This is a genomic window from Shewanella sp. CG12_big_fil_rev_8_21_14_0_65_47_15, assembly GCF_002783505.1.
In the GTDB taxonomy this organism is placed as follows: domain Bacteria; phylum Pseudomonadota; class Gammaproteobacteria; order Enterobacterales; family Shewanellaceae; genus Shewanella.
The window spans coordinates 45,604-51,352 of sequence record NZ_PFGL01000043.1 but is presented as its reverse complement, the minus strand read 5'-3'; the positions used below and the strand labels follow the sequence as shown (position 1 = coordinate 51,352).

Annotated in this window: 4 protein-coding genes; 3 read left to right on the top strand and 1 reads right to left on the bottom strand. The window is 48.1% G+C overall.

Annotation, left to right across the window (positions count from 1 at the left end; all coding sequences use genetic code 11):
• Positions 1 to 348: 348 nt before the first annotated feature.
• A complete protein-coding gene (locus tag COW15_RS11480; RefSeq protein WP_293632696.1) occupies positions 349 to 2,178 on the bottom strand; it encodes an ABC transporter ATP-binding protein in 1,830 nt (609 codons plus the stop codon).
• A 182-nt stretch (positions 2,179 to 2,360) separates the two neighbouring features.
• On the opposite strand from COW15_RS11480, the gene COW15_RS11475 reads away from it, so the two are divergent.
• The 3 genes from COW15_RS11475 to COW15_RS11465 form a co-directional block, all read left to right on the top strand.
• Positions 2,361 to 4,049, top strand: coding sequence for an Ada metal-binding domain-containing protein (locus COW15_RS11475; RefSeq protein ID WP_293632695.1), 1,689 nt, complete (start codon positions 2,361 to 2,363; stop codon positions 4,047 to 4,049).
• Between the two features lie 31 nt (positions 4,050 to 4,080).
• Positions 4,081 to 4,647, top strand: coding sequence for a methylated-DNA--[protein]-cysteine S-methyltransferase (locus COW15_RS11470; RefSeq protein ID WP_293632694.1), 567 nt, complete (start codon positions 4,081 to 4,083; stop codon positions 4,645 to 4,647).
• Between the two features lie 37 nt (positions 4,648 to 4,684).
• Positions 4,685 to 5,749 (top strand): DEAD/DEAH box helicase (locus COW15_RS11465; RefSeq protein WP_293632693.1); only part of this gene is annotated, 1,065 nt, incomplete at its 3' end.

Sequence of the window (5,749 nt, the reverse complement as noted above, 5' to 3'; positions counted from 1 at the left end):
GCAACAAGCAACAAGCAACAAGCAACAAGCAACAAGCAACAAGCAACAAGCAACAAGCAACAAGCCACAACTCATTGCTCATTCCACTTGGTCTTATGAGCGGGTTTCTCAGCTTTTATTGGGTATAGACTTGCTTGCAGCATAATGGAATTGAAGTTTTGAAATGATAGCTCGCTATTATACCAATCGTATTAAATATCTGTTCATTCAGCGGGAGTTCAACGGGCTTTAGACAAGGCGAAGACCTGAAGGCATAGTGGTGCTCTGTCGAAAGCCTTAAACAGTGGGTAAATAAAAAGGCGACTCAATGTCGCCTTTAAAATCAAAGTGCTAAGTAACAACTCAACACTACTCAACCCCTAGGAAACCTCCGGTTTGGTGGGCCCAGAGCTGGGCATAGATACCGCCTGCGGCAATCAACTCCTGATGGGTGCCTTGCTCAACGATACGGCCTTGATCCAGCACGATTAACCTGTCCATTGCGGCAATAGTGGATAATCGATGGGCAATGGCTATCACTGTCTTTCCTTGCATTAATTCGTACAAGCTTTCTTGAATTGCGGCTTCGACTTCAGAATCCAGTGCTGAGGTTGCCTCATCGAGCAGCAAAATCGGGGCATTTTTTAACAGCACCCGCGCAATCGCGATACGCTGTCTTTGGCCGCCGGAGAGTTTCACACCGCGTTCACCAACCTGTGCATCTAAGCCATGATTACCGTTGGGATCGGTAAGTTCATTAATAAAGTCATAGGCCTGAGCCTGTTTGATGGCACAATTTAGCTGCTCATCGGTGGCTGTTGGGTTGCCGTAGAGAATATTTTCACGGATGGTACGATGTAGCAACGAAGTATCCTGGGTCACCATGCCAATCTGCGAGCGCAGAGAGTCCTGTTTGACCGATTTAATATCTTGGCCATCGATACAAATCTGGCCTTTTTCGACATCATAAAAGCGCATTAACAGATTAACGAGAGTAGATTTACCCGCGCCAGAACGGCCGACAAGACCGACTTTCTCACCCGCTTTGATATTGAGATTGAGTTCTTCGATAACCCCGGTTTCCTCACCGTAATGGAAGCTCACTTGATTAAAATCGATACGACCTTGCTCAACCACTAAGGTGTTTGCATCTGGCGAGTCTTGGATCAATGTCGTCTTGGAAAGGGTATTCATTCCATCGGTAACAGTGCCGATATTTTCAAATAATGAACTGATTTCCCACATAATCCATTGAGACATCCCGTTGAGACGCAGCGCTAAACTCACGGCAATCGCAATCGCACCAACCGATATAGCATTGTCACTCCAGAGCACTATAGACACGGCGGCAATACTAAAGGCGAGCATATAGTTAATGATTTGCACGCTGACACTTATCCCTGTCACTAAGCGCATTTGGCGATAAACCGTATCTAAAAAGCTATGCATGCTCGCCTTGGCATAGTCGGCTTCTTTATCCGTATGGGCAAAGAGTTTCACTGTGGTGATATTAGTGTAGCTATCGACAATACGCCCCGTCATGGTTGACCGAGCATCCGCTTGCTCAGTGGAAACGGCCTTCAATTTAGGGACAAAATACCATTGCAGACCAATGTAGAGCGCTAACCAGACTAACATTGGCAGCACTAAACGCACATCCGCACTGGCAATCATCACTAACATAGACGTGAAATACACTAAAATGTACACCAGCACATCGAGCAGCTTCATCACGGTTTCACGCACGGCCAAAGAGGTTTGCATCACTTTAGTGGCAATTCGGCCTGCAAAATCATTCTGATAGAAAGACACGCTCTGCTTAAGTAAATAACGATGGGCAAGCCAGCGAATGGACATGGGATAATTGCCAAGCAAGGTTTGGTGCATGATGAGTGCGTGGAGTAATACCAATAATGGCATGACTACCATCACCATCGCGCCCATCAGTAGCAGGGTTGTGCCTTCATCTTGGAATAAGGTCTGGGGATTTTTATTCACTAACCAATCAACTAGTTGACCCATAAAGCCAAACAGTGATACCTCAAGCATGGCCAGTAGTGCAGTAAGCACTGACATTAAGATCAATGGCAGCTCATAGCCTTTAGTATAATGGCGACAAAAAGCATAAATGCCCGTTGGGGGTTTAGTGGGCTCAACATCGGGTAGGGCTTCAACCCAAGATTCGAATCGTTTAAACATGAATTGGCTCTATGATTTAGGATAAAAAAGTAGACGTACCTAGCATATAGGATATCGGTCCTATGCGCTTTAAATGCTGCGAAATGATTCAGTTCCGTTTTCCGCTAGTCCAATAGGGTAGATTTACGTAAAGTATCCGACAAGCGATTAATTGTGAGCGAATATTGTCGAGCATACCGGGAATGAAGATAACAGATCATCTAGAGTGCAATGCGGTTAGTGGCGATGTGCAGTTAAAGCCGCATTCGGCGCCTATTCGCAGTAAACTTTCGTCTGCCATTTGCCGTGAGGCAAGGCTGAGTCGTGACCCTCGTTTTGACGGGAAATTCTTTGTGGGTGTGTTAACCACAGGAATTTATTGCCGAAACGTGTGTCCAGCCGTAGCGCCAAAGGAAGAAAATGTGCGCTATTTTGAGTCCCAGGTCAAAGCGGCGCAGGCGGGATTACGCCCCTGTTTACGTTGCCGGCCCGACAGTGCGCCAGGTTCTAACCCGTGGAAAGGGACTGGTACAACGCTCGATAGGGCGCTTGGGTTGATCGATGCCGGTCTACTCTGCGGTGAGCAAGCATTAACTGTCGATGAGCTTGCCGATAAATTGGGGATCAGTAGTCGCTATCTCAATAAGCTTTTCAGCGAAGGTTTTGGCACTTCACCTAAACAATACGCGCTGTATCGCCAGTTGTTGTTTGCCAAACAACTCTTGCATCAAACCCAATTACCTATCACTCAGGTGGCGCTTGCGGCGGGATTTAACAGTATTCGCCGCTTTAATGAGGCGTTTCAACAAAGGCTGCAACTGACACCTACTCAGTTAAGAAAAGCATCACTGAAAAAAGTCTCTAAAATGAACGACATTGAAATCACTACGGAAAAAGACAGCTTAAGTGCAACAGAGCCCTCCCATGGGCTCACTTTGTACCAATATTATCGACCGCCCCTCGATTGGTCGGCACAACTGGCATTTTATCGGCTGCGCGCCGTGGCCGGAATGGAATGGTTTACGCCGCTCGGCAAGTTAAACGGGGGCGCTGGGCTAGCGTCAGATGCTGCGCAGCATATAACCTGCGAGGGTGAGGCAACTTCCCTTGAATATGGTCGCTGTATTGCCATAGACAAAATGCGCGCTGTCGTTCAAATTACCCACGAACCGTCATTGCACAGATTCAAGCTGATAGTGATGTTGACCGCAGACTCCCCATTAGAGGGGTTACAAAAACTCATTGTTGAAGTGCGGCGCATACTCGATCTCGATGCAGATATGCAGTTGATTGAACAAAATTTACAGGCCCTGACTCAGCTTAATTTAGTGCCGTTTAGTGGACTGCGTATTCCGGGGGCTGGGTCCTTATTTGAGGCGGTTTGCCGGGCAATTTTAGGCCAGCAAGTAACAGTGGTTCAGGCGACTAAGCTACTTAATCAATTGGTTGAAGCCTATGGAGAGCGTTTTGAGTTAAATGGCCGAGAATATCGGTTATTCCCAACGCCTGAAGCGATCCGAGGGGCGAGCTTGAGTGAACTCAAAATGCCGGGGGCGCGTAAACTGGCATTAAATGCATTAGCGGCTTTTATTTGTGATAACGCCAATGCAAGTGTCGATGATTGGTTAAGTGTTAAAGGCATTGGCCCCTGGACAATTGCCTACGCTAAGCTTAGAGGTCTTGGCGACCCCAATATCTTCTTGCATTCGGATCTTATCGTTAAAAAGCGCTTATTGGCGCACTATTTAGGTCACTATGGCAAGGATAGGCTTAATGCTTTAGGGGAAGATGTTTTAAAAACCGTTGATTATCCTCAATTATGTCAACAGCTAGGGCGAGATATTGCCCCCTGGGGCAGTTATTTAACATTCCAATTGTGGCATCAAGTGTGACCCAATACCGTTTAACATTAAGAGGTTATCTATGTCTTATTTAACACATCAATTAAATGCCGCCCCGAGCAGTGCAGCATATTTACCCTGCGTAGCACAGCAATTAATGACACCAGTCGGCGTTTTACAGCTCAATGCCAATCCCTATGGGCTCAGTCATTTAACGGTTGTTGGTTCGTCCCGAACCGACATTCCTTTAGCCAATAGCACTGTAGATGAAGTCAATCGAGCCAAAGCCCATATCTGCGAAGCTGTGGAGCAGCTTGAGCAATATTTTGCGGGTAAGCGCCTTGGGTTTGAATTAGCCCTGGCCCCTAAGGGGACGGATTTTCAGCGCCAGGTTTGGCAAGCGTTGCTAGATGTGGATTATGGCCAGAGTTGCAGTTATGCCGACATTGCCGAGCAGATTGGCAGGCCAAAGGCCGTGCGCGCCGTCGGCGCGGCGAACGGGGCAAATCCCATCGCCATTATCGTGCCATGCCATAGGGTGATAGGGAAAAATGGCAAATTAACTGGCTATGCCTATGGGCTTGAGATGAAACAACAGTTGTTAATGCTGGAATCGGCGAGCAAGCGTGCGAGTTTTACGTTAGAATAGCCGCCATATTTGTTATTGATGAGCTATTACCTTTTTTATGACCCAAGCTTCTTCGCCTGTGGCAAGCTTTGCCCAACTCGGTATCATTGCGCCGCTCCATCATCGACTCACTGAGTTAGCTTATGTTTCCCCAACGCCAGTGCAAATGGCAACCATTCCTGCCGTGCTGGCGGGGCGTGATGTCTTAGCGGGCGCGAATACGGGATCGGGTAAAACGGCGGCCTTTGCCGTGCCGCTGCTACAGCAATTGATTGAAGCTAAAACGCCAGATAAGTCGGGATCTTACGCCCGTTGTTTGGTCTTGGTGCCCACGCGGGAACTCGCCCAGCAGGTTGCCGACAGCTTTTTATCCTATGCTTCCCATTTAAACGGCCAACTTAAGATAGTTGCCGCCTTTGGTGGTGTCTCTGTTAATGCGCAGATGCAAAGCCTACGTTCGGGGGCCGATGTATTAGTGGCGACGCCGGGCCGATTGTTAGATCTGTTATCGAGCAATGCAATCAAGTTAAGCCGGGTGAGCACCCTAGTGCTCGACGAGGCCGATCGTATGCTAAGCCTTGGTTTTACTGACGAATTAGCCCAAGTGCTTGCCGCTTTACCGAGCAAGAAACAAACCTTGTTGTTCTCGGCCACGTTCCCCGAAGAAGTGCGTCTACTCACGGATAAACTGCTTAACGATCCACTTGAATATCAATTACAAAGCGAGCAGGAAAGCACGATTCAGCAGCGGGTGATTACCGTTAACCGCCCAATGAAAACCGCCTTGCTCGCACATCTGATTAAAGAGCATCAATGGTCACAGGCACTTATTTTTGTCAGCGCTAAAAATACCTGTAATCACCTCGCACAAAAGCTTTCTAAACGGGGGATTAGCGCCGAGGTGTTCCATGGTGATAAAGCCCAAGGCGCGCGTACTCGTGTGCTCGATGGCTTTAAAAACGGTGAGATCAGCGTGTTAATTGCGACCGATATCGCCGCCCGCGGGATTGATATAGATAAACTCCCCGTCGTGATTAACTTCGATCTGCCAAGAAGTCCCGCGGACTATATGCACCGTATCGGCCGCAGCGGTCGTGCTGGCGAAGCGGGTCTGGCGGTGACC

Coding starts and splice junctions, on each gene's coding strand:
- COW15_RS11480 (WP_293632696.1), bottom strand. CDS start 2,178: ATGTTTAAACGATTCGAATCTTGGGTTGAAGCCCTACCCGATGTTGAG.
- COW15_RS11475 (WP_293632695.1), top strand. CDS start 2,361: ATGAAGATAACAGATCATCTAGAGTGCAATGCGGTTAGTGGCGATGTG.
- COW15_RS11470 (WP_293632694.1), top strand. CDS start 4,081: ATGTCTTATTTAACACATCAATTAAATGCCGCCCCGAGCAGTGCAGCA.